The following is a 23,934-nucleotide window of genomic DNA, read 5'->3' as shown; positions in this document are numbered from 1 at the left end:
GTTTGTTTCCGTGTTCTGTCTTGTCGGAGGTGCCGTCATGGCGTGGGTTCTGCTGATTGTCGCCGGTCTGCTCGAAGTCGGCTGGTCGATCGGGATGAAGTACACCGAGGGGTTCACCCGGCTGTGGCCGAGTGTGTTCACGGGTGCCGGGATCGTTGCGAGCATGGTGTTGCTGTCCCATGCGGCGAAGACCTTGCCGATCGGTACGGCGTACGGCGTGTGGGTCGGTATCGGTGCGGCCGGTGCGGCGGTTCTCGGCATGGTGGTGCTGAACGAGCCGGTGACCGCCGCCCGGATATTCTTCGTCTGTCTGCTGCTGGTGGCCGTCGTGGGGCTGAAGGCGACCTCTGGTCACTGACGCGGGACGGCCGGGGGCGCCGGGGGCGCCGGGGTGCGCCGGCCTCCGGGGAGGAGGCTGTTGCCGTCCCCGCCGCGCGGGCTGCCGTTGCCCCCGCCGCCGTTTTCCGGTCCGCCGTTCTGTGTTCCGCCGTTCTCCACCCCGCCGTTCTGCGTTCCACCGTTCTGTGTTCCGCCGATCGCCGGGCTGCCGGTGCCCGTGCCGCCGGCGGGGGGTTCGCTTCTCCAAGGGGTCGGCGGAATGCTGGGCGCGGTGCTCCCTGGGCTGCTGGGCTGTGTGCCGAAGGGGTGCCCGGGCGGTGTCCAGGTGTTGCCGGGGCTGGTGTTCTCCGCGGTGGGCGGGGCCGTTTCGGCGGCGCCGCTTTCGAGGTCGAGGTCGAAGTCCTGGACCGGGGTGCCGCGCAGCGCTGCCTCGGTGTACTGGGCCCAGGTCTGGGCGGGGGCGCCGCCGCCGCCGAGGCGGGCCAGTCCGAGTGCTCCGTAGAGCGGCCGCTGTACGCCGGTGGCGGGGTCCTGGCCCATGACGGCGATGACGGTGGTGAGGTCGGGGGTGTAGCCGGCGAACCAGGCGGCCTTGTCCTCCTCGGCGGTGCCGGTCTTTCCCGCGGCGGGGCGGCCGGCGCCCTGGGCGGCGGTGCCGGTGCCGCCCTCGACGACGCTCCGCAGGATCGCGGTGGTGGTGTCGGCGGCCTGTCTGTCGACGACCTGCTCGGTGTGCCTGTCGGGGATCTCCAGATCCTCTCCGCCCTTGCTGACCTTGTCGACGAGGACGTACGCGCCGTGCCTGCCGTGGTTGGCGAGGGTGGTGTACGCCTCGGCCATGTCGAGGACGCTGGCGGTGGCGACGCCGAGCGCGATGGACGGGTACGGGGTGAGGTCGGGGGTGTTCTCGGGGAGGCCGAGGTCGATCGCGGTCCGCTTGACCTTTCCGGGGCCGACGTCCTCGGCCATCTGGGCGTAGACGGCGTTGACGGACTTGTCGGTGGCCTCGCGGACGGTGATGCGCCCGTAGTCGGCGTCGTCCTCGTTGGCGGGGGCGTAACTGGTGGGCCCGTTCGGGCCCTGGACCCTGCGCTTGTTGGCGCCGTCGTACACGGTGTTGGGGGTGATGCGCCGGCCCTCCTGGGTGGTGGAGTCGTTGGCGACGGCGGAGGTGAAGACGAACGGCTTGAAGGTGGAGCCGACCTGGTAGTCGCGGCGGGTCGCGTTGTTCACGTACTGCCTGGTGTAGTCGATACCGCCGTACAGGGCGACGACGCGGCCGGTGCCGGAGTCGATGGAGGCGCCGCCCACGCGGACGTCGCGGTCGGCCTTGCGGTCGGTGCTCGTCTGGGACATGACGTTGTCGTCCACGGCCTCGACGAGCGCGTTCTGCTTCTTCCTCTCCAGCGTGGTGGTGATCCGGTAGCCGCCGGTGGCCAGGGTGTTCTCGTCGATGATCTTGTTGTTGGTGAGGTAGTCCTCGACGGCCTGGACGATGTAGCCGCGCTGTCCGGAGAGTCCGGTGGGCGGCTTGACCTTTCCGGGTACGGGGAACTTCATGGCCGCGCGTGCGCCGGCGCCGAGCCACTTCTCCTTGACCATGCCGTCGAGCACGTAGTTCCAGCGTGCGAGGGCGGCGGCCTTGTTCTCGGGGTGGACGACGACGTCGTACGCGCTGGGGGCGTTGAGCAGGGAGGCGAGGTAGGCGCCCTCGGCGGTGGTGATGTCGCCGACGTCCTTGCCGTAGTAGGCCTGTGCGGCGACCTGGATGCCGTAGGCGTTGCGGCCGAAGTAGCTGGTGTTGAGGTAGCCCTCCAGGATCTGGTTCTTGGACTGCTCGCGGTTGAGTTTGACCGCGATGAAGAACTCCTTGGTCTTGCGGACGATGGTCTGTTCCTGGCCGAGGTAGTAGTTCTTGACGTACTGCTGGGTGATGGTCGAGCCGCCCTGTGTGCCCTTGCCGGTGAGGGTGTTCCAGGCGGCGCGGGTCATGGCCTTGAGGTCGACGGCCCGTTCGGAGTAGAAGTCGCGGTCCTCCGCGGCGAGGACGGCGTGCTGGACGGTGAGCGGTACCTGGGCGAGCTTGACGTTCTCCCGGTTGACCTCGCCGGAGCGGGCGATGACGCTGCCGTCCTTGTAGAGGTAGACGTTTGACTGCGCGGTCGCGCTGGCGTTGGCGGGCGGGATGTCGACGAGTTCGTACCCGGCGGCGAATCCGCCGATCAGGAGCAGGGCGACGAGGAGGACGGCGCCGAGGACCATCCGCCAGGTGGGGACGGCGCGGCGCCAGCCGGTGCGCCTGGGCCGCCCGGACTTCTTCGCCCGGCCGGTTCCACCGCCCGGCCCCCCGCTGTGGCTGCCGTGGGCGGCCGGGTCCCTGGGGGCCCGGTCCCAAAGTTCGTGTTCCCCGCCCGGCTGCTGTGGCTCGTCGCTCATGTCCGTGCAGACTCCTCGACCGCGGTCAGTTTCCCCATAGTGCCCTTTTCTGCCGAATAAGCACCGGATCGACCCCTGAAAAGCGGTCGCGGCGGCCGTGCCCGCTGGACTAAGGTCGTGCGCTTTGGTGTCCAACGCCGTTGGACGCCCACGCCAAGGGGGTGAACGTGGTGCGGCTGTACGCGGTGGTGGCGGCGGGAGGGTTCCGGCGCTATGCCACTTACCGGACGGCGACGGTGGCGGGAGTGTTCACCAACACCGTCTTCGGTTTCATCATGGCGTACACCTATGTGGCGCTGTGGGACGAGCGTCCGCGGCTCGGCGGCTACGACATGCCCCAGGCACTCACCTATGTGTGGCTCGGTCAGGCGCTGCTGATGACCTGCGCGATGATGGGCGGCGGTTTCGAGGACGAGCTGATCGAGCGAATCCGTACCGGTGACATCGCGGTCGATCTCTATCGTCCTGCGGACCTCCAACTCTGGTGGCTTGCAGGGGACTTGGGGCGCGCGGCGTTCCATCTGCTGGGCCGCGGCGTGGTACCGATGCTGCTGGGCTTGCTCGCCTTCGATCTGGCCCTGCCCGCCTCGCCGGGGACCTGGCTGGCCTTCCTCGTCTCGGTGACGCTCGGCGTCCTGGTCAGTTTCGCGATCCGTTATCTGGTGGCGCTTTCCGCGTTCTGGCTGCTGGATGGGGCCGGGGTCTCGCAGATGACGTCGCTGGCCGGGATGTTCTTCTCCGGGATGCTGTTGCCGCTGACGCTGTTTCCGGGGCTGCTGGGCGAGGTGGCGCGGGTGCTGCCGTGGTCGTCGCTGCTCCAGGTGCCGGCCGATGTGCTGCTCGGCAAGAGCACCGGGTGGGGGCTGGTGGAGGCGTACGTCTTCCAGGGCGGCTGGGCGCTGGTGCTGCTGCTGGCGGGCCGGTTGGTGCAGTCGGTGGCGACGAGGAGGGTGGTGGTCCAGGGTGGCTGAGACGGCCGGTGCGGTGGAGGTGGCCGGGGCGGGTGCGGCGGGCCCGCCCGAGGTGGTGTTCGTCGAGCGGTCGAGGCTCGTCGAGGGGGTCCGGGCGTACGGGCTGATCGCGGCGATGTGGCTGCGGTCGACGATGGCGTACCGCGCCTCGTTCGCGATGACGGCGTTCGGGAACTTCGCGGTGACGGCCTTCGACTTCGTCGCGATCCTGCTGATGTTCTCGCACGTGGACGCGCTGGGCGGCTACACACTGCCCGAGATCGCCCTGCTGTACGGGGCCTCCGGCACCGCGTTCGGCCTCGCCGACCTGGTGATGGGTTCGATGGACCGGCTGGGACGGCGGGTGCGCGACGGCACGCTGGACACGCTGCTGGTGCGGCCGGTGCCGGTGCTCGCCCAGGTCGCGGCGGACCGGTTCGCGCTGCGCAGGCTGGGGCGCATCACCCAGGGCGCGCTGGTTCTCGGGTACGCACTGGTGACGCTGGACATCGGGTGGACACCGCTGAAGGTGGCGATGATCCCGATGATGCTGCTGAGCGGGGCGGCGATCTTCGCGGCGGTGTTCGTGGCCGGGGCGGCGTTCCAGTTCGTTGCGCAGGACGCCTCCGAGGTGCAGAACTCCTTCACGTACGGAGGGAACACGCTGCTCCAGTACCCGCCGTCGATCTTCGCGAAGGACCTGGTGCGCGGGGTGACGTTCGTGGTGCCGCTGGCCTTTGTGAACTGGCTGCCCGCGCTGTACGTGCTGGGCCGGGACTATCCGCTGGACCTGCCGGACTGGGTGGCGTTCCTGCCCCCGGTGATGGCGGCCCTGTGCTGGCTGCTCGCGGGCCTGGCCTGGCGCTCGGGACTGCGGGCGTACCGCAGCACGGGCAGTTGACGAAGACACCGAGCAGGGCAGGGCAAGCGAGAAGAACAGGGCAGGGGGCACCGGAGATGAACACCGAGACCAACACCGGGACGAGCGCCGGGAACAACACCGGGACGAGCGCCGGGAACAACACCGGGACAAGCGCCGGGAACAACACCGAGACCAACACTGGGACAAGCGCCGGGACCGACACCAACTTCATCGAGCTCGACAACGTCGAGAAGGTCTTCGATGTGCGCCGCAGGACCGGCTTCCTGCGCCGTGAGCGCCGCCAGGTCCGGGCGGTCGACTCCATCAGCTTCCGCGTCGCACGCGGCGAAATGGTGGGTTACATCGGTCCCAACGGCGCCGGGAAGTCCACCACGATCAAGATGCTGACCGGCATCCTCACCCCGAGCGGCGGCCGGCTGCGGGTGGCGGGCATCGATCCTTCCAGGGAGCGTACGAGGCTGGCGCACCGGATCGGTGTGGTGTTCGGCCAGCGCACCACGCTCTGGTGGGACCTGCCGCTGCGCGACTCGTACCGGCTGATGCACCGGATGTACCGGATTCCCGACGCCCGCTACCGCGAGAACCTGGACCGCTGTGTCGAACTCCTCGACCTGGGCGAGCTGTTGGACGTACCCGTACGACAGCTGTCGCTGGGGCAGCGGATGCGCGGGGACATCGCGGCGGCCCTGCTGCACGATCCCGAGGTGCTGTACCTGGACGAGCCGACGATCGGCCTGGATGTCGTCTCCAAGGCCGGAGTCCGGGGATTCCTGCGGGACCTGAACGCCGAAAGGGGGACGACCGTGCTGCTCACCACCCATGATCTGACGGACATCGAGCAGCTCTGCAAGCGCGTGATGGTGATCGACCACGGCCGTCTGATGTACGACGGGGCGCTCGCCGGGCTGCACGAGGTGGGTGAGAGCGAGCGGACGCTGGTGGTCGACCTGGAGCGCCCGCTCCCGCCGATCCGGCTGGAGTCGGCGCCCTCGGTGCGTACGGTGAAGGTGGAGGGCCCGCGCCAGTGGCTGGCCTTCCCGGCCTCGGAGTCGGCCGCGCCGCTGGTCGCCCGGATCGCCGCGGACTACCCGCTGGTCGATCTGTCGGTCCGGGAGCCGGACATCGAGGCCGTGATCGCGAAGATGTACGCGTCGGCCGGCGACGGGCGGACGCCCGCGGATCGGTGACGTGAGCGTACGCGTTTGCACCCGCCGGGGCGGCAGCCGGATCTGCCGGTCCCGGAGCGTCAGAGCTGGTCGGCGACGGGCTGCCGGTGCCGCAGGGCCGACAGGTCCACCAGCGAGCCCAGCCGCCGGTAGCCCCTGTCGTTCAGGTGGAGGTGGTCGCCTGAGTCGTAGGCGGGCAGCAGCCGGGTCGGGCGGAACGGGTCGCGGGCCGCCTTGTCGAAGTCGATGAACGCGTCGAAGACACCGCCCGCCCGGATCAGCGCGTTGACCCGTTCCCGGACGGTGTCCTGCGCGGGTGTCCAGGTGCGGAACCCCTCGTACGGCATCAGCGTCGCCCCGACGACCCGCAGTCCGCGGGCGTGGGCGCGCCGGGTCAGGGAGTGCAGGGCGTCCGTGATGCGCTGCGGGTCGGTCTCCTGCGGGACCTGCTGCACGTCGTTGATGCCGAGGGCGACGACGACCGTCCTCACCCCGGCGATGTCCAGTACGTCGCGGTCGAAGCGGGCGCTCGCCCGTACGCCGCGGCCGTCGCGCAGGATGCGGTTGCCCGCGATGCCGGCGTTGACCACCCCGTACCGGCCGCCCAGCCGGTCGGCGAGCACGTCGGGCCAGCGGCTGTTCGTGTCGAGGGTGGAGCCGCTGCCCGCGGTCAGTGAGTCACCGATCACGGCGATCGTCCCGGCGGCCGAGGTGTTGTGTACGTCGACGGCGGTGAGGTAGCGCCAGTCGGTGGTGCGCCGGGTGCCCCGTTCGTCCGCCACGTACGACGTCTGGTGGCTGCCCGGGTGGACGGTGACGGGACCCTCGGCGGTGGGGGTGCGCAGGGTGACGACGAGATCGGCGTCGGCGGCGACCGGGACGTGCACCGGGTCGCTGACGACCTGCCCGCCCGCGGCGATGGTCACGGCGCCCGCGCCCCGGAACGTCACGGGGCGGGTGTTCACCGTGGCGTGGTCCACGACCAGCGGGTGCGTACCGAAGACGTTGGAGAGGGTGATGCGCGCCGCGTCGCCGCCGATGCTGGTGTGCACGACGTTACGTATGGTGCGCCGGGCCGGGTCGCCGCCGTGGTACGTGTCCGTCGCCCCGGCGGTGGGGGCCGCCGTCCAGGTGGCGAACCAGCGGCCGGCGGAGTGGGCCGGTGCCGCGGGCGTGCGGGCCACGGACCGTGGGTCGGGTGCGGCGATCTGCCGCGACCGGGCGCCGGGGCCGGTGAACAGCAGGGAACCGGCGAACGCCACCCCGGTGGCGAGCGCGGCGGTGCCCGCCACGAGGGCGATGAGCAGGGCGTACCCCTGGCGCCTGGGCATGGGCGGTGTTTCTCCTTGTGGTCGGTCGGGCTGATCTCATGATGGGGCAGGGCGTCGGGAACTAGACGTGCGGCCCGGGAGTAGGTCAGGTAGGGACAATGCGTACGGGACACCGGGGGCGATGCGTACGCGGACGGGTGGAGCGGATGGAACGGATCGATCGGACCGGCCCCGGGGAACGGGGTGCGGGGCAGCAGGAGGGTGTCCGGGAGCGGGCGGCGGGCGCGGCCCGTCCCGCGTCCGGCGGCCGCCCGGCCCCCCTCGCCTCGTTCGCGTACACCGCGGCCGACGAGGAGAAGCGGCGCGGCGTACGCAGGATGAAGACCACGGCCACGGGGCTCCTCCTGCTGGTCGCGCTGGTGTATGTCCTCGCCACCTGGGCGAAGAGCGCGGGTGTGGGTGGCTGGCCGGGCTTCGTCGCCGCGGCCGCCGAGGCGGGGATGGTGGGTGCGCTGGCCGACTGGTTCGCCGTCACGGCGCTGTTCAAGCGTCCGCTCGGCCTGCCGATCCCGCACACCGCGATCATCCCCACCAAGAAGGACCAGCTCGGAGCCTCGCTGGGTTCATTCGTCGGCGAGAATTTTCTCTCCGGCGATGTCGTACGGAGCCGCATACACGCCCTCGGCATCGGCGGCCGGCTCGGGGGCTGGCTGGCCGAGCCGGTCCACGCCGACCGGGTTACGGCCGAGCTGTCGACCGCGCTGCGCGGCGCGCTGACGGTGCTGCGGGATTCCGATGTGCAGGCCGTGGTGGGTGAGGCGATCACCCGGCGGGCCAACGCGGCGGAGATCGCTCCCGGCCTCGGCAAGATGCTGGAGAAGATCGTCGCCGACGGCGGCCACCGCAGGATGGTGGACCTGATCTGTGTGCGCGCCCACGACTGGCTGGTGCTGCACGGCGATTCGGTGATGGACGCGGTGCAGGGCGGGGCGCCGGGCTGGACGCCGCGGTTCGTCGACAAGCGGGTGGGGGAGCGGGTCTACAAGGAGCTTCTGCGCTTCGTCACCGAGATGCGGGACATGCCGGGGCACCCGGCGCGCGCGTCGATCGACACCTTTCTGACGGACTTCGCGGCCGACCTCCGGACGGATCCGGACACCCGGGCGCGGGTGGAGCGGCTGAAGTCGGAGATCCTGGGGCGCGGCGAGGTCCAGGAGGTCATCGCGTCCGCCTGGTCGTCCGTACGCACGATGGTCATCGCGGCGGCGGACGACGAGCAGAGCGAGCTGCGGCTGCGGGCGCGGGCGTCGTTGCTGACGTTCGGCGCGCGGCTGGCGACGGACGGGCGGATGCAGGCCAAGCTGGAGGGCTGGCTGGAGGACGCGGCGGTCTATGTCGTCACGACGTACCGCGCGGAGATCACCTCGCTGATCAGCGACACCGTCGCGAGCTGGGACGCGGACCAGACGTCGAAGAAGATCGAGGCGCACATCGGCCGCGACCTGCAGTTCATCCGGATCAACGGCACGGTGGTGGGTGCGCTGGCGGGGCTGCTGATCTACACGGTGTCGTGGGCGCTGGGGGCGTAGGGGCCGGTTTCACGCAGAGGGCCCCGGGTGCGTGCCCGTCCTGTCGTACGGGACGCACCCGGAATCCGCGGGCGAGCGCCTGACCGCGGCGGTGCGTGCGCACTCCGTGCCCCGTACCCCGCACTCCGTACCCCGTGCCGAGCAATACCCCGTGCCCCGCAATCCGCAATCCGTACTCCGCGCTCTGCCTCGAACGCACCCGGTCCCCGCGGGGCAGCGTCCCCGTGTACGTACGGGGCGCCCGCCCGCGGTCAGCCCGTCCGGCGGGTCGTCACCGGCTGCACGCGGCCGATCCGGTGCAGGCGGCCGCGCGGGTGACCGCCCACGACGCGGCGGCCATGCCGCCCGCGACGGCGAACACGGCGGGCCAGGCGCCGATCTTCTTGGCCAGCGGGTGCGAACCGGCGAACGCGGCGACATACGCCGTGGTCAGCCCGACGGCCGCACGCGGTCCGGCCTGCCGGTTCCACTCGTACGCGGCGACGCCGCCCGCGGCGGCGAGGGCGACCCCGCCCAGCGGACGCTTCTTGGTCCACCGCGCCACGGCGTATCCGCCGACCAGCCCGCTCGCCGCCACCGCCGCTGCCGGAACCTTCGCCATCGCAGCCACCTTCGCCTTCTTTTCCGTGTCGTCCGGGACGGGAGCCCGGGGTTTCGAGGCTAACGCGGGGCCCGCAGTTCTTGTCGCCGAGGGGGTGCACAGGCGTTTACTCTGACGGGTGAACGGGCGTGCACCCCTGTGTTGCGGCCGAACGCTCCTGAACCGCCCCCCGCTGCCACCGATCACCGTACGGAGAGCCATGCCCGCGGACATACCCGCCCCGAACCACGCCACGGACGAGGCCCCGCACCCCCGCTTCGCCGTCGGCGTACTGGCCTTCTGCGGTGTCGTGGTCGCGGTCATGCAGACGATCGTCGTCCCGCTGCTTCCGCACATACCGGCCCTGACCGGCGCCACCCCGGTCGCCGCCAGCTGGCTGGTCACCGTCACCCTGCTCACCGGTGCCGTGTTCACGCCCGTTCTCGGCAGGGTCGGTGACATGTACGGCAAGCGGCGGGTGCTTGTCGCCTCGCTCGGGGTGCTGGTGGTGGGCTCGGTCCTGTGCGCGGTCAGCTCCCACATCGGCGTACTGATCACCGGCCGAGCCCTGCAGGGTGCAGCGCTCGCCGTCGTACCGCTGGGCATCAGCATCCTGCGCGACGAGCTGCCGCCCGAGCGGGTGCTGTCCGCCGTGGCGCTGATGAGCTCGACGTTCGGCATCGGCGCGACGGTCGGGCTGCCGGTCGCGGCGCTCGTCGTCGAGAACTTCGACTGGCACACGATGTTCTGGGTCTCCGGGGTGATCGGCGCCGTCGACATCGTGCTGGTGCTGCGGTGCGTACCCGAGTCCCCGCTCCGCACCCGCGGCCGTTTCGACGCCGTCGGTGCGCTGGGGCTGTCCGGGGCCCTGGTCTGTCTGCTCCTCGCGGTCACCCAGGGCGCGGACTGGGGCTGGACCTCGGCCCGCACGACCGGGCTGCTGGTGGCCGCCGTGGTGGTGGCGCTGCTCTGGGGCGCGTACGAGCTCCGCGTTCCGACGCCCATGGTCGATCTGCGGGTCTCGGCCCGCCCGGCCGTCCTGCTCACCAACGTCGCAGCCCTGCTGCTCGGCTTCGCCTTCTACGCGAACTCTCTGGTCACCGCACAGATGGTGCAGGAGCCGAAGGCGACGGGCTACGGGCTCGGCGCCTCGCTCGTCGTCAGCGGGCTGTGTCTGCTGCCGGGCGGCGTGATGATGGTGGCGCTCTCGCCGGTCTCGGCGCGGATCTCCGCGAAGTTCGGTCCGAAGGTGAGCCTGGCGGTGGCGGCGGGGGTGATCGCGGCCGGATACGTGGTGCGGTACTTCACCAGCCACAGCCTCTGGTTGATCATCGCGGGTGCGACGGTCGTCGCCTCGGGCACCGCCATCGCGTATTCGGCGCTTCCCGCGCTGGTCATGCGCGGCGTCCCGGTCGGCGAGACGGGTGCGGCCAACGGCCTCAACACCTTGATGCGGTCGATCGGGCAGGCCTTCTGCAGCGCGACGGTGGCCGCGGTCCTCGCCAACCTCACGTTCGTGGCGGGTGGCCGGACGGCCCCCACGCTCCACGCCTACCAGGTGGTCTTCCTGATCGCGGCGGGCGCGGCGCTCGCGGCCCTGCTGGTCACGCTGTGCCTGCCGACCGGCCGTACGCACGCGGCGGCGGGTACGGTCGAAGGGAGCCGCAACGTCCCGGTCGACCGGGTGGGCGGCGTGCGAACGATGCCGGTCCAGGAGGTCCGGGGGACCCAGGAGGGCGCATGATCAGCGGCCAGGCCACCGTACCGGCCCCGGCTCCGGCACCCGGACCGGCACCCGGACCGGCTCCGGCACCCGGACCGGCTCCGGCACCCGGACCGGCCACGGCCGGCGATCCGGGATCGGGCCGGGGCGCGATCCTACGTGCCGCCCGCCGGGCGTTCACCCAGCGTCCGTACGCCGATGTGACCATCAGGGGCATAGCGGCCGACGCCGGAGTGAGCCCGTCCCTGGTCGTCAAGCACTTCAGCCGCAAGGAAGAACTCTTCAACACCGTCGCCGACTTCGGCCCGGCCGCCGCCGAACTCTTCGACGCCCCGCTCGACATGCTGGGCCGCCACATGGTGGTGACGCTGGTGAGCCGCCGCCGGGAACTGCAGACCGACCCCCTGCTGCGGGTCGTCTTCTCGCTCGGCAACCGCGACGAACGCTCCCTGCTGCGCGACCGTTTCCACGAACAGGTCACCGACGTCCTGGCCGCCCGCCTCCCCGGCCCCGAAGCCACCCTGCGCGCCGAACTGATCGCCGGACACCTGCTCGGCCTCGGCGCCACCCTCAGCCTCCACCGCGACGGCGCCGGAGCGGAGGCGACCCCCGAACACCTCGCGGACCTGTACGCGCCCGCGCTCCAGACCCTGATCACGGGGTGAGGCACCGGCGACCCCGGGCCCGGGATGTACCCGGGCCCGGGACGTACGGTCCGGGCCATCCGGACGACGGGGCCTCATGGCCCGCGACGACCGTTGTGGCGCCCCTGGTAACCGCTGTGACGCCCACGGTTCAGGTGTGCCACCAGCCTTCGATCTCGGGCGGCCGAAAGCCCAGCATGACGGCGAAGGTCCAGAAGAACAGGACGAAGATTCCGGTCGCGATCTGCCCGAGGAGGTGGAAGACGTCCGTGCCCGGCCTGGGACCGAGGGCCGGGCGAACCTTGTGCTGCGGGTCGACGGTGATGAGATACCGTCCCCCGGTCTCCAACCGCTCGTTCACGGTGGAGAGCTCCCGCTGGCGCAGGTTCCCCGGGTAGGAGACGGCGTAGCCGTACGTCGTGATGCCGTCCGAGTCGGTGAGGGAGGAGGTCTCCTCCTGTATCACGCCGTAGACCTCGCGGCCCCGTTCGTGCAGGGCGTTGGACGTGAGGTACTGCATGTGCACGGCGCAGAAGAACATGGCCGCGATCCCCGCCAGCAGCCCGAACGAGGACCCGGCGCCGGTGCCCAGTCGCGCGAGCGCCACGGCGCAGCCGACGACGATGCCGCTCGCCGCCACCAGCAGCATCCCGAACGTGCCCGACGAGGTGTAGAGGGAACGGCCGAGAAGGCTGAGCAGCCACAGTGTTCCCACCCCGGCGGCCAGGCCGAGCACCATCCCCGAGCACAGCCGTACGCTCGGAACTCTCACTCCACGACGTGGCATTGACGCCCCCCTGACGAAGCTGATCCGGTTCCCCACGGACTCCCACGGACTCTCACGGACTCCCACGGACTCCCACGGACTCCTGCGAACTCCTATGGACTCACGGCTCCCGCTGGAGGTCCAGGCGATATGGATCTCTTCGCGCAGGCAGTTGAAACCAACGCCCCCGGGGCCTCGGTCGGCCCGGAATCCGGGCGTGCGCGCCCTGGGCGACACCGGTGACACAGGTGACACAGCACGCTCGTAGAGTGGCGGCATGACGACCCGGATGATCGTGCTCAATGGTGGTTCCAGCTCGGGGAAGTCCGGGATCGCCCGGTGTCTTCAGGCGGTCCTGCCGGATCCCTGGCTGACCTTCGGGGTCGACACACTGATCGAGGCGATGCCCACGTCCATGCAGGAGTCGGACGCGGGCATCGAGATCGCGCCGGATGGTGAAGTGATCGTCGGTCCCGGGTTCCGTACGTTGGAGTCGGCATGGATCGAGGGAGTCGCCGCGATGGCCCGTGCGGGAGCCGGGGTCATTGTCGACGAGGTCTTCCTCGGCGGAGCGGAGTCCCAGCGGCGTTGGCAGCAGGCACTCGGCGGACTCGGGGTGTTGTGGGTGGGGGTCCGGTGCGAGAGCGCGGTTGCCGCGGCCCGTGAGATCGCGCGCGGCGACCGGATCACGGGGATGGCGGCGGCGCAGGCGGACATGGTCCACCAAGGGGTGTTCTACGACCTGGAGGTGGACACGACGCGGAGCGAGTCCCTGGAGTGCGCGCGGATCATCGCCGACCGTGTGAAGTGATCCGCCGGGGCACGCCCCACGGGTGCGCGGCGCCCGGCGGTCTCTCCCGGCCGCGCACTCACCACACGGGCGGCACCCGCCCGGCACACCCGCTGCACGCACATGGCATGCCCCGGGATCAACCACCGGTGCCGGACGCGGAAGCGACATCACCCGCCCCCGTCGCGGTCCTGGGACCACAACGGGAGCGGGTGACGAACCGTTCTTCCTGTTGCCTTGCGGGAAGCGTCAGTTGGCGGGCGCCTGGTAGAGGCCCCGGCCGGCGCGGTGGGCCCGGGACGTGGCGACGAGCCGGTCGAGCGTGCTGCGGACCGTGTTGATGCTGTTGGGGGTGAGTTCACGCCCCAGTGCCTTCGTGACCTCGCGGGCACGGACGGGGGTGTCGCCGAACTTCGCCAGCACCTTCACGGCCATCTCGGTGAGGCTGCCACTGTCGTCGGCAGCCGGTGCGGCGGGCGTTGCCTTCTTCGGAGCCGTGGCCTTCGCGGGCTTGGCGGCCTTGGCCGGTGCGACGGCCTTCTTGCCCTTCGCGGCGGCGGCCTTCTTGGCAGGCGCCGCGGCCTTTGCCGGCTTGGCGGGCTCGGCGTCCTTCGCCGACGTGGCGGCGGTGGCCTTCTTGACCTGGCCGCGCTCGCTCTTCGGCTTGGCGGCCGCCTGCTTGCGTCCCTTGGGGGCGGACGTCTTCCGGGCGGCGCGGCGGCGTGCGGGGGCGGCCGTCGCCGACTCCTGAGCGGCCTCTGCCGCCTCCTGCGGGACCTCTGCCTGGGTGGCGGAGTCGACGGAGTCCTGAGCCTGCTGCGGAATCCTGGGAGCAACGACGCCCTCGGCCTCGGCCTTGACGTCCTCCGCGTTGTCCTCCCCGGCCTTGTCCTCCTGCGCGTCCGCGTTCGAGGAAGGAATCGGGGAAACGGACAGGGTGCGCAGCGCCGTCAGCGCGGTCCGCACCGATTCCAGGCGCTCGGTGACGGTCGCGAGCTCCTTCTCCAGTGTCTGCTGGCGCTGCTCCAGACGCGGAAGTTCCGCCTGCAGCAAGGCAGTTGTGGCATCGATGGTGCCGAGTGTGTTGATCTCGGAGGTCATGTTGTCGCCCTTCTCTCCCGGCCGACCTTTGGTGACCGATGTGTTGCAGCGTAAGGGGCGTTGTGTTGTGGCCGAAATTCGACGCCTCGATACGAGCGGCCGGAAAGCACTTCCGTACCGACCGCCAGTCTCCAGAAACATCCCGTCGCGTGCCCGGAGACCGGCTGCGAGACACTCGTTCGGCCGCATGCGCTTCGTACGCTGCACCTCGTGCGCTTCACCGGCCGGAGCGACCACTCCGGGTTCCGGACGGCCGCGGAGTACGCGGAGTACGCGGAGTACGCGGAGTACGCAGGGCGGTTGCGTCCCGGGAGCCCGTGCCCCGTACGCACACGCGGCGCGGGCTCCCGGCGCGGGCTGCGGGCCCCTGCTGTCAGTCGCCGCTGTTCACATCGCCGCCGCGCGAGGCGGCCTCCATCATGCGTGCCGTGGTGCCGGCGCCGTCCAGGGCCTCGCGGATGATGTCCGCGTGGCCGCTGTGGTGAGCGATCTCACGAAAGACATGCAGCAGCACGTGCCGTACGGTCCACGTGATCGGCTCCGGCGGCGACCACGGGTACTGCGGGAGCGTCACGAGACGCCCGAGGTCGGGCTCCTGCCGCAACGTGCGGTCGAATTCCGCGGCGGCCGTGTGGAAGGCGTCGAGCAGCCCGGTCAGAGTCTCGCCCTCGGCCATCCGGTTGCGGTCGGGGTCCAGATCGGCCGGGGCGACCGTGACCGGCGCCGTACCGTCGACCACCGCGAGCCACGTCCGCTGCACGTCACCGAGATGCTTGACCAGACCGCCGAGCGTCAACTCGCTGACGGTGGTGGCGAGACCGGCCTGCTCGTCACTGACGTCCGTGACGGTGTAGAGAAAGTTGACGCGCTGATCGGCGACGAGCGCGAGGAGATCCTCGCGCTCCCCGGCCTGTGCGTCGTTGTCGGTGCTCGTCGCTCCCATGGGCCGTTTCCCCTTCGGTCGGCTCCTGGCTTTCGGTGCCAGGCGCGGTGCCTCAGGGGGCTGGTACCCCGAAGCCCCCGACACGAACGGCGTCGTGCCGGGCGCCGGCAACTGGCTCCTACAGCGGCCCCTGGACGCCGGTCGACGCCGAGGGCCGGCCGGTCTGCGGAGAGGAAACGGGGCGCGTGCGGGTACGGTCCAGCCCCAGCCGCGCCATCATGACAAGCAACGCGGCCACGGCGAACCCGGCCCCGACCCAGGCGAGTTGACGGGTGCCGTACGCGGTCATGACCCAGCCGCCGACCGCGGTTCCGACGGTGATGCCGAGGTTCGAGAACGAGATGAAGAGGCTGTTGCCGAATTCGGGGGCGTCCTCGGCGTCCCGCCCCAGCCAGCTCTGGCTCACGATGAGTCCGCCGGAGTGCACGGCACCCCAGATCAGCACCGCCGGAACCATCGCCGCGAAGAGCGGGCCGACGGCGTACAGGAGCACGAAGACGAGCAGGCACAGGACGGGGTAGGCGATCACCGTACGGAGCAGGTTGCGCCGCAACAGCCCGCCGAAGACGAAGTTCCCGAGGATCATCACGATGCCGAAGGCCATCAGCATGGCACTGACCCAGGTGCCGTCCATGTGCGTGACCTGACCCAGGTACTCGGCGAAGTAGCCGTAGACCGAGAACATCGACGCGAAGACGAGGACGACCGACGCGATGGTCAGCCACATCCGGGAACGCCTGAGAACGCTCAACTGGGCGCCGTAGGAGACCCGTTGGCCGACGGGCATGGGCGGCACGAACCGCAGGATGCCGAGGAGGGCGATCAGGTTGACGAGCGCGCCGAACCAGAACGCCGACGGCAGGGACACATGCTCGGCGAGATACGAGGTCAGCGGCACGCCGAAGGCGAAACCGACGGTGACTCCGCCGAACACGGTGGCCGTGGCCCGGGTCGCGTCCTCGGCCGGCACCATCCGTGCGGCGGTCGCGAGCGCGACTGCGAAGAACACCGGATGGAAGAGGGCGGGGACGACGCGGAAGGCGAGCATCACCTCGTACTGCGTGGTGAGCGCGTAGACGGCATTGGAGACGGCGAACACCGCGATGGCGGCGGCGAGCACCTTCTTGCGGTCGATGCCGGAGGCGAGCAGTGTGGTGAACGGCCCGGATACGGCGATGACCAGGGCAAAGGCCCCGACGAGCCACCCGGCGGCGGAGGGCGAGACACCGAGCTCGGCGGAGACCTGGGGGAGCACGCCCACCATGCCCATCTCGGTGGTGATGATCCCGAACACGCCCAGGGCGAGCACCAGGACAGTGAGGGTGGTCTTTCTCATCGCGACCTTTCATTAAATCTAGAAAAGTAGATGTATTGAGCTATGGGGAAGGTGGGGTGCATGCAACATGGCGCATGCGCCATGAGGTATGGGTGTGTGGGTGCGCAGACGTACGCCGCCTCCGGGTGTCCGGGGTGAAGCCCGTGTGGGCGTCCGGCTGCCCGGCCTACAGTTCGTCGCGGACGTGTGCGGCGAACTCCGCGATCACCGGTTCGTTGCGCCGGTAGTACGTCCACTTGCCGATGCGTTCGGAGGTGAGCAGTCCGGCGTCCCTCAGGGTCTGCAAGTACCCGGACACCACCGACTGTGCCAGCCCGGCGCGCTTCTGGATGTCGCCGACGCATACGCCGATGTGGAAGCCGAGTCCTTGCTGCCGGTAGGAGTCCTCGTCGAAGTACTTCTCCGGCTCCCGGAGCCACTGCATGAACTGGAGGCGTGCGGGGTTGGCGAGGGCCTTGTGTACAGCCAGGGGGTCCAACGCTCTTCACCTCTCCGTGCGACTGCAACTGATGGGATGCATCTAGTTTTCGCGATACGTAGGGGGAAGTCAAATCGCCGAAATCGACCAGGCCGCCGTTCTCAATTGTTATGCGGAACTAAAGGGGCAAGTGATGTACCGCGTGGCATAAGTGGTCAGAGGCGCATTGACGGGCGCGCGAAGGCCGCAGGAAGGTGAGGCACCCCCCACGGTAACCCGCTCTTTCAACCGTTGGATTACCTATGCGCACATTTGCTTTTGCAGGCACGCTCACGGCCGCCGTCACCACGGCCCTGCTGCTTGCCCCTACGGCATACGCCACCGCCCCCGGCGACAACGGCACCGTGAAGATCCACGACGCCGCGACCGGTGAGGAGCTTCGTAAGAACGAGCCTCACGTGTGCACCTTCTATCTCGATGCCTTCGGGTTCGACGCCGCCCAGGATGTCGACTGGCGCATCGAAGCCTGGCCCCCGACCGCCGACGTCAAGGGCAAGACCGTGAAGTCCGGTTCCCTGACGCTCGACGACAAGGGCCACAGCCGTACGCAGGACCAGTCCCTGCCCGACGGCCACTACAAGCTGTTCTGGAACTTCGACGGCGAGCACGGCCGGGCCAAGCACAAGGTCTTCTGGGTCGACTGCAACGGCGACTCGAAGCCGGGCGGCGACAAGCCGGGTGGTGAGAAGCCGGGCGGCGAGAAGCCGGGTGGTGGCGAGCCTGGCGGTGAGAAGCCGGACTCCGTCACCCCGTCGGCGTCCGCCGACACGCCGGGCTCCGCCACCCCGTCCACCCCGACGCAGCCGACCGCGTCGCCCGCCTCGTCCGCCCCTGAGGGCGCGAAGCCCTCGTCCTCGACTTCCTCCCCCGCCCCTTCGTCGTCACCGTCCACGCAGAGTGGCGGCGACCTCGCCGAGACCGGTACCGGTGCACCCGTCGGTCTGCTCTCCGCAGCGGCTGCCGCGTTGGTCGCGGCCGGCGGCTTCCTGGTGATCCGCCGCCGCAGGACACAGCAGCACTGAACTGATAAGCGCCTGCGCCCGCGTGCTCCGTAGCTACTGAGCTCGTTCTTTGGCCTCTGCCCGTGGTCAGCCCCTGGCTGGCCACGGGTTTTGGGTTCTCAGGGCGCCTGGAGGCGTACGCTCTCGCCCCTGGTGGTCGGAGCAGCACGCGGTTCAGCCTCCGACTCTGCTAGTGCTGTGACCGGGATGGTTCACCGTGATCGGAAGGCGGCTCGTGGGTCGAGCGCACGCGAAACTGCTGGTATTACTGGGGCATGCAGGAAGAGACCGCATGCTCCGCGATCGACACGTTCATCTCCGCGTTCAATGCCTCGGACGACAGCTATGTGACTGCCCTGCTCTCCCAGGCCCTGACCTCAGACGTGGTCTTCTGGGGGCCGTTGGGTCGCAGCGAAGGAATCGCTGCGGTCGAGCGGTTCGTGCTGGACATCCGGCGCCACCCGGCGGGGACCGGCACGATGGTGCGCTGCTCAGCAGTGGACATGCCTGACGAATGGGCCCGGTACCAGTGGGTCTTCACCACGCCTGATGGAGGCCCCCGCCTGGCGGGAACGGATGTCGTCCATCTGCGACGGAGCCTCATCGACCAGGTCATCGTCTTCGCGGGGGAGATCGAGCCGTTCGTCTCCTGAGCCATCCTTCTGTCGCTGTCCTTCTCCTGAACTTGCCCCGTCGGCGTTCGGGGGCTGCGGTTCGCGGTTGGTCAGGCTGCGGTGTTGAGGGGGCGTCCGCCCCAGCGGGCCGAAGTGGGCCTCGATCGGGTTGGCCCAGGAACAGCGCTCCACTTGGCCATTCGGAGACACGGCCGTCTCGGCCGGCCCCACGGCTGGGTCAGCCCGGCTTGACCGCCCGCGTCGCAAAATAGTGCGACATGTATTGAGCGGATGCGTTGGATTGGTGCGGCGCTTCCGCGAAGCCGGTGAGGACGAACCCCGCGGCGAGTTGCCCGCCGATCTGGTCGGTGAGGGTGTGGCTGTATTCAAGAGGGGCATCCGCGCCGAACTTCGTGGCGCGTTCCTCGGCGGAGTACTGCGTGACATCGCTGTAGGGCAGCTTGTGCACGACGATCAGCTCGCCGCGCTCGTCAAGCGCCTCGTGGTCGAACAAGTACACATCAGGGTTGAGGAAGCCCACGAGCAGAGTTCCGCCCGGTCGCAGGACGCGGAAACACTCACGCCACACCGCTGCCAAGTCTGGTACGAACAGGTTGGAGACCGGATGGAATACGACGTCGAATGTTGCGTCGCCGAAGGCGCTGAGGTCGCGCATGTCGCCCAGGACGGTGCGCAGCTCGAGTCCGTCGCGCGCCGCCACCATCTGGTCCTGGCCGAGCTGGCGGGGTGAGTTGTCGAATACGGTGACCCGCGCCCCTGCGGCGGCGAGGATCGGACCCTGCTGGCCACCGCCGGAGGCCAGGCACAACACGTCCTTGCCGGTCAGGTCCGTCGGCAGCCAGGAGCGGTCGACTGGCTCACGCCCGATGAGAACAATCGACCAGTCGCCCATGCGGGCGCGCTCGACATCCTCAGCACTCACCGGCCTCGACCACTCGTTGCCCTCTTGGACACACTTGTCCCAGGCCGCCCGGTTGTGGGCAACCGGGTCGACAACAATGTCCTGCACGTTTAACTCCCTGCTACAGCCAAGCGGACACCTGCGGTACTGACAGTCCGGTGCCGCTAGCCAACACGATTGCAGGGTGCGGGCTCAACGAAATTAGCGAGCATCGAGGTGTCCACAGGCTCGACGGGTGGTCGCGCAGCGGGTGCGGTGGACGCCGCCGCAACGACCGGCCAGGAGAGCGCATCGTCGCGGGCCGCCTGGACGACCGTGCGGCCCTGATCGGCTAGCGAAGTCCCGTTCACATGGCGGGAGATGAAGAGGATGGGGTACGGTGACGAAATCATCACGCTCTGTACGTCTCCGTACGCACAGGGCGGCCCCCGGCGGTGCGCCAACACCAATCCGAGGGCCTACACCACCAGTGGAACCAGAGGCCACCGGAAATGCTGCGTCATGCTATCGCGCCGTCCGCGCGCTATACGAAGGCATCACACGATGTCGTCCGTCATCCGCGTCTGAGCAGTGACGCGAAGATCCTGCTCCTGTACGTCCAGGGCCTTCCCGACGGCGCCGCGTACAAGCCGTTGAGCGAACTCGCCCGCAAGCTGGGCATCAAGGGGCGCGCCTACCAGAAGGCGAAGGGGCAGCTGGTCGAGCACGGGTACGTGCACGAGTGGCGGAGCCAGGGCGAGGGAGGCCGCTGGCAGACCGAGCAACTCGTGGCCAACAACCCCCTGACGACTGAGCAGGCAGGCCACCTGCGGGGACCCGCACCCGCCCCGTCGCGTCCGAGTACGCACTTACCGACGGTCGGCGAACCGGCTGCCCGGACGGTCGGTGGCTATAAACCGGTAGAAGACCACAGTGATAAGACCACTCCCCACCCACCCTCCGAACCCGAACCCGAACCCGAACTCGAACCCGAACCAGCGGTGGACCCGGATCCCGAGCCGACGTCAGGGTCGGCCGATTCCCTCCAACTGGCCCGGGCGGAACGGGTCCTGCTCTCGCTGCGCCACACGCGCCGCGAACTCCACCTGGGCGTACGCGAAGCCCGCGCACTGGCCGTGGAGGCCGTCAAGTGGTTCGAGTGCGGCGTGAGCGAGTCCGACCTGCGCCACGCCTTACTCGCCGAACGCCCACAAGACGGCGTGCGCTCAGCAGTCGGCTTTCTGCGTCACCGCCTCATCCAGAAACTCCCCGAACCCCCGATCCAGCACCAGCCCCGCGAACGCCCATCCCTCCCCGAACTGGTCGAATGCCAGGGCCCGGGCGAACCCCACGTCTTCCGCCCACTGTTCGGCGAAACCCAATGCCCCTCATGCCGCACCGCCGCCGAACCGGAACCCGAACGCATCCCCTGGCGCGAACGCTTCGCAAGAATCAACAGCACACCCACACCCACACCCCTACCGGCCAAGGCCTGACCCCCGTGCCCACTGTCAGGACTGCAACGCGGAGAACCCACCCCGTACGACCACGGCTAACGACGTACGGACGCGCCGGAAACTCTTGTATCCACTGCGCCCGGTGTGGCTCATGCACTCCACATCGACGCTTCCGGAGTCTGTCGAAGGCTCTGCGGCCCAGTCACACCAGAGACACTCGGCCTCGAACGTGCCCTCCGCGTCTCCCACCCGAGCTTCTGAAACCGATCGATCTCCGCCGACGTCATAGCTTCTATGGCACAGGGCGGAAGCACCATGGGCGAGGAGCCGACGTGGGCAGAGCTCCTGCTGTCCTTTGCTCTCGCGGCGGCCGTCCCTGTCGTCATCGGAGGGGCCTTGCTCCTTTCCCTGATTGGGCTGACGATGTGGGCGACCGCACCGCTGCGGCGACGCAGGCGTTCACGCTCCACTGACAGCCGGTGAGTACCGACTGCCAATAGGCACGGGCAGCCCTGGGCGTCAGGCTTCGAGAGCTACGCACCACCTGCCCCGGCGGTCGACTCACCGGTTCAGAATTGACCGCGTGCCTCGGGTGGACACAGCCCAAGACCAGCAAGCTGGAGAACGGCCGCCGGACGGCAACCCTCGAAGACCTGGGGCTGTGGCCGGTCGCGACCGGCCACCCCGTTACATACGACGAACTGCAGTCCGCCACCATGGCGGGAACCGTACGTGTCGCGCCCTCTGTCGCCGCCGCTCGCGGGCGGTCTACTGAGCGCGCAGAGAGGTGACGAACAGCGCCCACGCACTGTGGCGTACGGCTATGTGGGGCCCGTGGGGCTGCTTGGAGTCCCGTACCCCAACGGTCGAATGCAGGTTTGCGACCTCGATGCACTCGCCACCGGCACCGTTGCTGTAACTGCTCTTCCGCCACCGGGCGGTGATGGGGGGCAGGCTCATTGTGCGTGCTCCTTCATGGCTGAACGGATCAGCGCAACTGATCTCTGCGGGCTCATGGCAAGGGCCCTGAGGTGGTCAAACGCCCGTGTGTAGATGCCGACATCCGCCGGGAGTTCCAAGTAGATCGAGTCTGTCAGGCCTTCTCGGTACACCAAGTCGGGGTCCTCCTGCTCGGGGAAGCTGAGCACGGTGAATGGCCCGGTGGTGGGGTACGCGCCGGCATCGTACGGCAGCACCTGCACCGTCACGTTCCTCAACTTTGTCATTTCCAGCATACGTTCGAGTTGGCTGACCATGACCCTCCGATTGCCCATCACATGCATGAGCGCACTCTGGTGGATCACGCACCAGAAGTCAGGTCCCGTCGGTTCCATCAGCAGTTGCTGGCGGCGCATACGTACGTCGACGAGCCGCTGGATCTCGTCGTGGGGCAGGTCGGGCGTGACTCGGCTTATTTCGGTGGCGTACTCGGATGTCTGGAGCAGGCCGGGGATGAACTCGCCCTGGTAGGTACGCATACTGCACGCCGCTTGCTCCAGGCCGACGTACACCGAGAACCAGGCAGGAACCGCGTCACCGTGCGCGTGCCACCACCCCTTGGTCTTGGAGTCCTTCGCAAGGGACCGTAGTAGGTCACGCATGTCGTCGGGCGTGCCGTAGAAGCGGCAGAGAGCATCCACGTCCGAGGGCTGTACCCGCCCCTGGCCCGTTTCCAGTCGATTGACTTTGGATCCGCTCCAGTCGAGTTCCTTGCCGACTTGGTTGCACGTCAGACCGCTTTCTTCGCGGAGCTTCTTCAGCTCGATGGCCAGACGTCGGCGGCGAGCTGTGGGTGAACCGGCCACGTCAATACCTCCTCCAGTAGCGGGAGTTACATCCCACCGGAAGTGGCGGCAGTCGCCAATCACCCTAAGGAGGGAATCTCTCCGTGCACATTGCATATCGGGATGGGAGGTTGGCATTCTCTGACCCGAGACAACCGAGAGTCACTGTGCTTCACGGAAGATGTAGGCGCAGCGGCATCGCCATGCGAAAGGCGTGTGCTCGTGGTGAACGGAAACGACGGCTGCATGACGCGGAAACCCTGGGAACTTCCCTTCCTGGCAGAGCCTGAAGAAGTCGCCGGGCTGAGACGCACCATGCGGTCGCACCTGCGGCTGTGGGGACTGTCGGACGTGGCCGATGCCGCCGAGATTTGTGTGAGTGAGCTGGTGGCGAATGTGATCCGGCATGTCGGTACAGGGACGTCGAGCGCGCTCGTGGTTGAGATGAACGGCACGCATTTACGGGTCGCACTCCGTGATCCGGACACCCGCGCTCTCCCGACACTTCTGTCCGTCGGTCCGGACGACGAGTCGGGGCGTGGCCTGGCCATGCTGGACGCCCTGTCGGAACGATGGGGCGTGACTCTTGGCGCAGACTCCAAGCTGGTCTGGTGCGACCTGGCCACGCCCCTGGTTTCGTCCGGCGGCCACATCGATGACCCGAGGGTGGCCAGGAGCGATGCATGTCTGTCGTTCTACGCGGTCGGCGCAGCGACGGAGAACCCTGAGGCGGGGCGAGCAGGCTTCGTATTTCAGGAGGAGGCGGCGATCGATCTGATCGCCGACCTCCTCCACTGGCTCCGCGCGCACGGTCACGACCCCGACGAGGCGCTGGACCGGGCCCAGTTGCACTTCGAGGCCGAGGTGGCTGATCTGGCGTGAGGCAGCCTTCGCCTGAGGAACTCATTGAAATTGCTGAAGAGCTCGACGACTTGGACGCAGATTGTGATTGGACAGAGTCGTACAACCTGTGGTCGCTCGTGTGCGCTGCTCAGCATTGCGGCTTCCTGTCGGGTATGTCGGTCCACCAACTCTTCCCCCTCGGTCGGCGGGACGACTTCTTTCTCATCACAGTTGAGGCGGCACCAGCGATTGTGTTAGCCACGACTCCCATCCACTGGCGTGAAATCGAGCCTCCCGCTCCTGGTACGGGCCCGGCCGCGATTGGGCATGTGTTGGCGA

24 protein-coding genes are annotated in these 23,934 nt (G+C 69.1%); 13 read left to right on the top strand and 11 right to left on the bottom strand.

What is annotated here, in order from left to right:
• Positions 1-37: 37 nt before the first annotated feature.
• A complete protein-coding gene (locus tag ACF08M_RS02165; protein ID WP_392183320.1) occupies positions 38-358 on the top strand; it encodes a DMT family transporter in 321 nt (106 codons plus the stop codon).
• Here ACF08M_RS02165 and ACF08M_RS02160 read toward each other — a convergent pair.
• Positions 352-2,775, bottom strand: coding sequence for a transglycosylase domain-containing protein (locus tag ACF08M_RS02160; protein ID WP_392183319.1), 2,424 nt, complete (start codon positions 2,773-2,775; stop codon positions 352-354). The genes ACF08M_RS02165 and ACF08M_RS02160 overlap by 7 nt on opposite strands.
• 170 nt (positions 2,776-2,945) lie before the next feature.
• Here ACF08M_RS02160 and ACF08M_RS02155 point away from each other — a divergent pair, with 170 nt between their 5' ends.
• The 3 genes from ACF08M_RS02155 to ACF08M_RS02145 are packed head-to-tail and all read left to right on the top strand — an operon-like array spanning position 2,946 to position 5,795.
• On the top strand, positions 2,946-3,746 hold the full coding sequence (locus ACF08M_RS02155; protein ID WP_392183318.1) for an ABC transporter permease: 801 nt from the start codon (positions 2,946-2,948) through the stop codon (positions 3,744-3,746).
• Positions 3,747-3,765: 19 nt separating this feature from the next.
• A complete protein-coding gene (locus tag ACF08M_RS02150; RefSeq protein WP_392183444.1) occupies positions 3,766-4,626 on the top strand; it encodes an ABC transporter permease in 861 nt (286 codons plus the stop codon).
• Between the two features lie 56 nt (positions 4,627-4,682).
• Positions 4,683-5,795 carry an ATP-binding cassette domain-containing protein gene (locus ACF08M_RS02145; RefSeq protein ID WP_392183317.1) on the top strand — a complete coding sequence of 371 codons (1,113 nt, stop codon included), beginning with the start codon at positions 4,683-4,685 and terminating at the stop codon, positions 5,793-5,795.
• A gap of 59 nt (positions 5,796-5,854) precedes the next feature.
• Here the strand turns inward: ACF08M_RS02145 and ACF08M_RS02140 are convergent, their stop codons facing one another.
• A complete protein-coding gene (locus ACF08M_RS02140; protein WP_392183316.1) occupies positions 5,855-7,105 on the bottom strand; it encodes a GDSL-type esterase/lipase family protein in 1,251 nt (416 codons plus the stop codon).
• 146 nt (positions 7,106-7,251) lie between these two features.
• On the opposite strand from ACF08M_RS02140, the gene ACF08M_RS02135 reads away from it, so the two are divergent.
• Positions 7,252-8,634: a DUF445 domain-containing protein gene (locus ACF08M_RS02135; RefSeq protein ID WP_392183315.1), complete on the top strand. Its 1,383-nt coding sequence runs from the start codon at positions 7,252-7,254 to the stop codon at positions 8,632-8,634.
• Positions 8,635-8,905: 271 nt separating this feature from the next.
• Here the strand turns inward: ACF08M_RS02135 and ACF08M_RS02130 are convergent, their stop codons facing one another.
• Positions 8,906-9,235 (bottom strand): hypothetical protein, encoded by a 330-nt coding sequence (locus ACF08M_RS02130; protein ID WP_392183314.1) that lies wholly within the window; start codon positions 9,233-9,235, stop codon positions 8,906-8,908.
• Between the two features lie 199 nt (positions 9,236-9,434).
• Between ACF08M_RS02130 and ACF08M_RS02125 the strand changes: the two genes are divergently transcribed.
• Entirely contained in the window at positions 9,435-10,958 is a 1,524-nt protein-coding gene (locus ACF08M_RS02125) for an MFS transporter (protein ID WP_392183313.1), read from the top strand.
• On the top strand, positions 10,955-11,602 hold the full coding sequence (locus ACF08M_RS02120) for a TetR family transcriptional regulator (RefSeq protein WP_392183312.1): 648 nt from the start codon (positions 10,955-10,957) through the stop codon (positions 11,600-11,602). The genes ACF08M_RS02125 and ACF08M_RS02120 overlap by 4 nt, the downstream gene beginning before the upstream one ends.
• A gap of 130 nt (positions 11,603-11,732) precedes the next feature.
• On the opposite strand, the gene ACF08M_RS02115 is transcribed toward ACF08M_RS02120, so the two are convergent.
• A complete protein-coding gene (locus ACF08M_RS02115) occupies positions 11,733-12,353 on the bottom strand; it encodes a hypothetical protein (protein ID WP_392183311.1) in 621 nt (206 codons plus the stop codon).
• A 271-nt stretch (positions 12,354-12,624) separates the two neighbouring features.
• On the opposite strand from ACF08M_RS02115, the gene cpt reads away from it, so the two are divergent.
• Positions 12,625-13,158: a chloramphenicol phosphotransferase CPT gene (gene cpt, locus ACF08M_RS02110; protein WP_392183310.1), complete on the top strand. Its 534-nt coding sequence runs from the start codon at positions 12,625-12,627 to the stop codon at positions 13,156-13,158.
• 228 nt (positions 13,159-13,386) lie between these two features.
• Here cpt and ACF08M_RS02105 read toward each other — a convergent pair whose 3' ends face one another.
• The 4 genes from ACF08M_RS02105 to ACF08M_RS02090 all read right to left on the bottom strand — a co-directional run bounded on the left by ACF08M_RS02105 (position 13,387) and on the right by ACF08M_RS02090 (position 16,995).
• A complete protein-coding gene (locus tag ACF08M_RS02105) occupies positions 13,387-14,238 on the bottom strand; it encodes a hypothetical protein (protein ID WP_392183309.1) in 852 nt (283 codons plus the stop codon).
• Between the two features lie 373 nt (positions 14,239-14,611).
• Positions 14,612-15,181, bottom strand: coding sequence for a DinB family protein (locus ACF08M_RS02100; protein WP_392183308.1), 570 nt, complete (start codon positions 15,179-15,181; stop codon positions 14,612-14,614).
• A gap of 118 nt (positions 15,182-15,299) precedes the next feature.
• A complete protein-coding gene (locus ACF08M_RS02095; protein ID WP_392183307.1) occupies positions 15,300-16,517 on the bottom strand; it encodes an MFS transporter in 1,218 nt (405 codons plus the stop codon).
• A 166-nt stretch (positions 16,518-16,683) separates the two neighbouring features.
• Positions 16,684-16,995: an ArsR/SmtB family transcription factor gene (locus ACF08M_RS02090; RefSeq protein WP_392183306.1), complete on the bottom strand. Its 312-nt coding sequence runs from the start codon at positions 16,993-16,995 to the stop codon at positions 16,684-16,686.
• Positions 16,996-17,237: 242 nt separating this feature from the next.
• Here ACF08M_RS02090 and ACF08M_RS02085 point away from each other — a divergent pair, with 242 nt between their 5' ends.
• Both ACF08M_RS02085 and ACF08M_RS02080 read left to right on the top strand, forming a co-directional pair.
• Positions 17,238-18,017: an LPXTG cell wall anchor domain-containing protein gene (locus ACF08M_RS02085; RefSeq protein ID WP_392183305.1), complete on the top strand. Its 780-nt coding sequence runs from the start codon at positions 17,238-17,240 to the stop codon at positions 18,015-18,017.
• 254 nt (positions 18,018-18,271) lie between these two features.
• Positions 18,272-18,649, top strand: coding sequence for a nuclear transport factor 2 family protein (locus tag ACF08M_RS02080; RefSeq protein WP_392183304.1), 378 nt, complete (start codon positions 18,272-18,274; stop codon positions 18,647-18,649).
• Positions 18,650-18,848: 199 nt separating this feature from the next.
• On the opposite strand, the gene ACF08M_RS02075 is transcribed toward ACF08M_RS02080, so the two are convergent.
• Positions 18,849-19,640, bottom strand: a complete 792-nt coding sequence (locus ACF08M_RS02075; protein ID WP_392183303.1) for a class I SAM-dependent methyltransferase — start codon at positions 19,638-19,640, stop codon at positions 18,849-18,851.
• 383 nt (positions 19,641-20,023) lie between these two features.
• Between ACF08M_RS02075 and ACF08M_RS02070 the strand changes: the two genes are divergently transcribed.
• Positions 20,024-21,007 (top strand): hypothetical protein, encoded by a 984-nt coding sequence (locus tag ACF08M_RS02070; protein WP_392183302.1) that lies wholly within the window; start codon positions 20,024-20,026, stop codon positions 21,005-21,007.
• A gap of 473 nt (positions 21,008-21,480) precedes the next feature.
• Complete coding sequence (locus tag ACF08M_RS02065) at positions 21,481-21,759, top strand: helix-turn-helix domain-containing protein (RefSeq protein ID WP_392183443.1); 279 nt, start codon at positions 21,481-21,483, stop codon at positions 21,757-21,759.
• Here the strand turns inward: ACF08M_RS02065 and ACF08M_RS02060 are convergent.
• Complete coding sequence (locus ACF08M_RS02060) at positions 21,737-21,928, bottom strand: DUF397 domain-containing protein (protein ID WP_392183301.1); 192 nt, start codon at positions 21,926-21,928, stop codon at positions 21,737-21,739. The genes ACF08M_RS02065 and ACF08M_RS02060 overlap by 23 nt on opposite strands.
• A complete protein-coding gene (locus ACF08M_RS02055; protein ID WP_392183300.1) occupies positions 21,925-22,773 on the bottom strand; it encodes a helix-turn-helix domain-containing protein in 849 nt (282 codons plus the stop codon). Before ACF08M_RS02055 ends, ACF08M_RS02060 begins: the two co-directional genes overlap by 4 nt.
• Before the next feature lie 195 nt (positions 22,774-22,968).
• On the opposite strand from ACF08M_RS02055, the gene ACF08M_RS02050 reads away from it, so the two are divergent.
• On the top strand, positions 22,969-23,634 hold the full coding sequence (locus tag ACF08M_RS02050; protein ID WP_392183299.1) for an ATP-binding protein: 666 nt from the start codon (positions 22,969-22,971) through the stop codon (positions 23,632-23,634).
• Positions 23,635-23,934: the final 300 nt, after the last annotated feature.

The sequence above is a fragment of the Streptomyces sp. NPDC015032 genome, from assembly GCF_043080425.1.
Classification (GTDB): Bacteria; Actinomycetota; Actinomycetes; order Streptomycetales; family Streptomycetaceae; genus Streptomyces.
The sequence above is the reverse complement of the archived record's forward strand: the minus strand, read 5'-3'. Positions and strand labels throughout refer to the sequence as shown.

What these genes read in the sequence shown, in the direction of transcription:
- ACF08M_RS02100 (WP_392183308.1), bottom strand. Translation starts at nt 15,181, where the DNA reads ATGGGAGCGACGAGCACCGACAACGACGCACAGGCCGGGGAGCGCGAG.
- ACF08M_RS02165 (WP_392183320.1), top strand. Translation starts at nt 38, where the DNA reads ATGGCGTGGGTTCTGCTGATTGTCGCCGGTCTGCTCGAAGTCGGCTGG.
- ACF08M_RS02140 (WP_392183316.1), bottom strand. Translation starts at nt 7,105, where the DNA reads ATGCCCAGGCGCCAGGGGTACGCCCTGCTCATCGCCCTCGTGGCGGGC.
- ACF08M_RS02060 (WP_392183301.1), bottom strand. Translation starts at nt 21,928, where the DNA reads ATGAGCCTGCCCCCCATCACCGCCCGGTGGCGGAAGAGCAGTTACAGC.
- ACF08M_RS02125 (WP_392183313.1), top strand. Translation starts at nt 9,435, where the DNA reads ATGCCCGCGGACATACCCGCCCCGAACCACGCCACGGACGAGGCCCCG.
- ACF08M_RS02135 (WP_392183315.1), top strand. Translation starts at nt 7,252, where the DNA reads ATGGAACGGATCGATCGGACCGGCCCCGGGGAACGGGGTGCGGGGCAG.
- ACF08M_RS02145 (WP_392183317.1), top strand. Translation starts at nt 4,683, where the DNA reads ATGAACACCGAGACCAACACCGGGACGAGCGCCGGGAACAACACCGGG.
- ACF08M_RS02085 (WP_392183305.1), top strand. Translation starts at nt 17,238, where the DNA reads ATGCGCACATTTGCTTTTGCAGGCACGCTCACGGCCGCCGTCACCACG.
- ACF08M_RS02105 (WP_392183309.1), bottom strand. Translation starts at nt 14,238, where the DNA reads ATGACCTCCGAGATCAACACACTCGGCACCATCGATGCCACAACTGCC.
- ACF08M_RS02080 (WP_392183304.1), top strand. Translation starts at nt 18,272, where the DNA reads ATGCAGGAAGAGACCGCATGCTCCGCGATCGACACGTTCATCTCCGCG.
- ACF08M_RS02160 (WP_392183319.1), bottom strand. Translation starts at nt 2,775, where the DNA reads ATGAGCGACGAGCCACAGCAGCCGGGCGGGGAACACGAACTTTGGGAC.
- ACF08M_RS02070 (WP_392183302.1), top strand. Translation starts at nt 20,024, where the DNA reads ATGCTGCGTCATGCTATCGCGCCGTCCGCGCGCTATACGAAGGCATCA.
- ACF08M_RS02120 (WP_392183312.1), top strand. Translation starts at nt 10,955, where the DNA reads ATGATCAGCGGCCAGGCCACCGTACCGGCCCCGGCTCCGGCACCCGGA.
- cpt (WP_392183310.1), top strand. Translation starts at nt 12,625, where the DNA reads ATGACGACCCGGATGATCGTGCTCAATGGTGGTTCCAGCTCGGGGAAG.
- ACF08M_RS02095 (WP_392183307.1), bottom strand. Translation starts at nt 16,517, where the DNA reads ATGAGAAAGACCACCCTCACTGTCCTGGTGCTCGCCCTGGGCGTGTTC.
- ACF08M_RS02130 (WP_392183314.1), bottom strand. Translation starts at nt 9,235, where the DNA reads ATGGCGAAGGTTCCGGCAGCGGCGGTGGCGGCGAGCGGGCTGGTCGGC.